General features: G+C 51.5%; 1 protein-coding gene. It reads left to right on the top strand.

Annotation, left to right across the window (positions count from 1 at the left end; translation table 11 throughout):
- The coding region (locus ABEW32_RS26490; protein WP_430193240.1) for a condensation domain-containing protein at positions 1–1,694 on the top strand (1,694 nt) is incomplete at both ends.

The raw sequence follows: 1,694 nt of genomic DNA on the forward strand, positions 1-1,694 counted from the left end.
CGTGACAAAGCCGAAGGCTTTAATTTCAGCTCCGGCGAGCTGATGCGGGTGTCTATTTTACGTACAGGCGAGGAGTCGTACCGTTTTGTGTGGAGCTTCCATCATATTTTGATGGACGGTTGGTGCTTGTTCCTGGTTGTCGGGGAAGCGTTTAATACGTACTTTGCCATCCTTGAAGACCGCAAGCCAGAGCTTGCCCCGGTAACGCCATATAGTGAATATATTGAATGGCTGGATCGACAGGACAGCGCGGAGGCAGAACGGTTCTGGCGTGATTATTTTGCGGGTTTTGAGCAGCAGACAGTATTGCCGCAGGTCAAACAGCTGGACGGTCATGCAAAAGCATATGAAGCGGACAAGCTTTCGTTTACACTGGGCCATGAAGTGACGGAGCGAATGAACAAGCTAGTTAAGCAGAAACGAGTGACGGTCAATACATTCCTGCAAGCAGCGTGGGGCGTTGTGCTACAGCGGTATAACAACAGCCAAGATGTGGTATTTGGCAGTGTTGTATCCGGCAGATCGGCGGATATTCCGGGCATCGATAAAATGATTGGTCTGTTCATTAATACCGTACCTGTACGGATTCATAGTGAGAAAGAGATGACGTTTGCTTCGTTAATGAAGCAGGTACAAGAGCAGGCACTGGCTTCTCGTGCCTATGAAACCTATCCGCTGTATGACATTCAGGCCCTGACCGAGCAGAAGCAGGACCTGGTGAACCATATTATGGTGTTTGAAAACTACCCCGTGGAACAGCGCATGGAGCAGATGGGCAGCCGTGGCGTGAATGGCTTTACGATTGCCAATGCTTCCATGTCAGAGCAAACAAACTATGATTTCAACATTACCGTAGTGCCGGGCGATGAAATTCTTTTCTATTTGGAATACAACACGCGAGTAATGGAACGTACAGCTGTGGAGCAAATCCGTGAGCATTTGCTGCATGTGATTGAAGAAGCGATCCACAGACCAGATGCACTGGTGGATGAGCTTGAGCTGGTGACTGCTGCGGAAAAAGCGAAAATCATTGATGGCTTTGGAGCTGTAGGCGTATCCGCATGGAGTGATGAGAAAGAATCCGAATTGTTGTTCCACGCCTATGTGGAAGAACAAGCGCAGCTTGTGCCGGATCATGTGGCAGTTGTATATGAGGAGCGGCAGCTTACGTACCGTGAGCTGAACGAGCGTGGAAACCAGCTTGCTCGTAGATTGCGGGATGAGGGTATTGGACGCGAGTCCATTGTCGGCATTTTGAGTGAACGCTCGGTAGACATGCTGGTCGGTGTATTGGCAGTGTGGAAGGCGGGAGGAGCCTATGTGCCACTGGATGCAGATTATCCATCCGAACGGATTCGTTTCATGCTGGAGGACAGCGGTGCAACGGTACTGCTGACGCAAACCAGTTTGCAGGAGCGTGCAGAGGGTTGGCTGGATGAAAACCAAGGGGCTCTGGGCGAAGGGCCGACCGAGGGCGAACTGGAAACAGCGGCTGGTGCTGAAACGCTGGAAAGCGACCGCCTCCATGAAGGTGTGAGCTTGAAAGCAGCTTCGAAGTCTGATAGCGAAGCAGCATCCGAACCGGCAACAGAGCTGCGTCTGCGTACTGTACTGGCGCTGGACGATGAGTCACTGTACACCGGAGATACGACAGACGTCGATCCTATCAACGAGCCGCACGATCTGGCGTATGT

The sequence above is a fragment of the Paenibacillus jamilae genome (assembly GCF_050482105.1).
GTDB classification, from domain to species: domain Bacteria; phylum Bacillota; class Bacilli; order Paenibacillales; family Paenibacillaceae; genus Paenibacillus; species Paenibacillus jamilae_B.